The following is a 2523-nucleotide window of genomic DNA, read 5'->3' as shown; positions in this document are numbered from 1 at the left end:
GCAGAAGTGCCGCAAGAATCCTCTTAACTCTTGCCTAATGCCTCTGAGCACCTGGCATCCTATTTGGGGTGCCATTTTTCGAGTTGGCCCATGAAACCCGGGATCCTGATCTCAGCAGCAGCCAACCAAGAAGCCGCCTTGCTCGAGCTGCTCACACAGCAGCGCGCCCTGGTCTCGCGGTTTTGCTGGATTGTCGAGGGATCCCTAGCCGCCCATTTGACCCAACACCCCAGGCTGACGGTCAAAACCGTTGCCTCTAGGGCAGAATGGCATGCTCAACTTTTTGAGGATAGTACCCAAGCCGTCATTGCCCTCTGGGATCCGACAGCAGATCCGGCCGGGTTGGCAAAGTTGGTTCAAAATTGCCAAGAAGCAAATCTTCCGCTGGCGCTGAATGTGCCCACTGCCCGAGCGCTGCTGCTCTCGTTGGTGGAGCAACGCCTGGGCTATTTGATCTTCAACCCCATTGCTGGCCAAGGGGATGAAACCCAACAACTGGCCCTGGTGCGGCAACGCCTATCCGCTGGGATCCGCCTGCAGGTGTTGCTGACCGAGCCGGAGCGCGATGCCAAAAGCCTGGCAGAAGAAGCCCTGGCCGCCCGTCCCGATCTGATCATCGCTTCCGGTGGCGATGGCACGGTTTCAGCCGTGGCCGGGGTACTGTTTGGCTCCGGCATTCCCCTGGGGGTGATCCCGCGCGGTACGGCCAATGCTTTTGCTGCAGCCCTGGGGATCCCAACTGATTTGGAAAGGGCTTGCGATCTAATCTTGGCCGGATCGACACGGGTGATGGATGCCGCTCGCTGCAATGGGCAGCCGATGATCCTGCTGGCCGGGATCGGGTTTGAAGCGGAAACGGTCGAACGCGCTAGCCGCGAATTGAAAAGTCGCTTGGGATCGCTAGCCTACTTGCTGGCGGGGTTACAACAACTGGCGAACCAGCAACCCTTTCAAGTGACGCTCCAAGTGGATGGAGCCGAGCTGCAGCACTTGCAAGCCACTGCCCTGACCATTGCCAATGCTGCACCGGCCACCTCTGTGCTTGCCCAGGGCCGTGGGCGCGTCAATCCGACGGATGGGCAACTGGATGTGACGGTGGTGCGCGGCCAAGATGACCCCAATTCAGGCAGGCTGTCCCAGGCGTTGGCGCGACGGGTGCAACCGCTCGGGGATATGGTGCATCTGCTGGGGGCCTCTCTGGCCAAGCAGGTGCCGCAACTGAAAGGGATCCTCACCTTCAAAGCTTCCCGCATCCGGGTTGAGGCAACCCCACCCCAAAAGGTGGTCGTCGATGGAGAAGTGGTGGGCACAACCCCCGTCCAGATCGAGGTGATCCCAGGGGGGCTGACCGTGATCGCGCCGCCTGTGCGGCGGCCTAACTTCGCCGAAAAGCTCGCCATCTTCTGGGTGAGACGGGTTTCTCCGAGCCTGACCCTGCTGAGCACAACCGTTGGCCTGGGCGGGATCCTCGGCTCGGCTCTGGCCCTTTGGGGACTGACTCTGGCTTTGCAAGGACTGGCGCCCTCCAGTCAAGCCATCGATGTATGGATTTTGCAGTGGCTGCGCCGGGCCAGCCCTTGGCCAGATCCCTTGGCTTGGGTGGGGTGGGGGTTAGGGCATCCGATTGGGCTGGTGAGCTTGACCGCCTGTGGATGGGTTTTGCTCTGGCGCAGCCAACAAAGACGAACGGCTTGGGGGCTGTTGGTTGCAGCCTTAGGAGCTGCCGTGATCGCCGGGATCCTAAAGCCCACTTTTTCTCGGGCCCGCCCAGATCTTTGGGATCCCATTCTTGCAGAGACAGGCCACAGCTTTCCCAGTGGACAGGTCATCGCAGCAACGGCAATCTACGGTCTGTTGGGCTATCTGCTGGCAAGGTATTATCCTGCTCAGCGGCGCTGGATCGGGGGCGGCGTGCTGGGGATCCTACTCCTCATTGGTTTCAGCCGGGCCTACTTGGGGTTGAACTGGCCCAGCGATCTGCTGGCCGGATATAGCCTGGGGGCTTTGTGGTTCCTTTTTTGCATCACCTTTCTGCGGATTCAGCTAGAAACCGCAGGAGCCCCGCCCCGTAGGGTCAGGGTCGGGAGAAATGCGGATGACGTATGATTGCAACATGACCCAAGTTTTAACTATCTCCTGCAAGCTCAAGGTATCTGCTTCGCAAGCCGTGAAGCTAGAGGCAACCTTGTCGGCTTTTGCACAAGCACTCAACTGGGTCAACCAAAACACACCAGAGAAGGTGGTCAACCCAGTCAAGCTTCAATCGCTCTGCTACCGCGCAATTCGTACCCGCTTTGGGCTATCCAGCAACCTGGCACAACAGGTGTGCAGAAGGTTGGCCGCTGCCCGCAAGGTTGCCCAGCAAAAAAATCGTCCGGTCAAAGCGTTCAAGGCTGGCTTCGTTACCTACGATGCCCGCATCTTCTCTTTCCGCGAGAAGGACTGGACGGTGTCGCTGACCACCGTTGAGGGACGCGAACGCTTTGAGCTGGATATAGGTAACTACCAGCGCGGCATGCTGGC

The 2523-nt window shown here is 59.6% G+C and carries 1 protein-coding gene and 1 pseudogene; both read left to right on the top strand.

The features are described from left to right. The first annotated feature begins 90 nt into the window (after nt 1-90). Nucleotides 91-2106 carry a YegS/Rv2252/BmrU family lipid kinase gene (locus NW853_RS01620; protein ID WP_414336127.1) on the top strand — a complete coding sequence of 672 codons (2016 nt, stop codon included), beginning with the start codon at nt 91-93 and terminating at the stop codon, nt 2104-2106. 7 nt (nt 2107-2113) lie between these two features. Continuing rightward, nucleotides 2114-2523, top strand: a pseudogene (locus tag NW853_RS01615) (RNA-guided endonuclease TnpB family protein); the annotation flags it as partial.

This window comes from Synechococcus sp. H55.11 (assembly GCF_047462475.1).
Taxonomy (GTDB): Bacteria; Cyanobacteriota; Cyanobacteriia; order Thermostichales; family Thermostichaceae; genus Thermostichus.
This window is presented reverse-complemented; position numbering and strand designations above follow the sequence as displayed.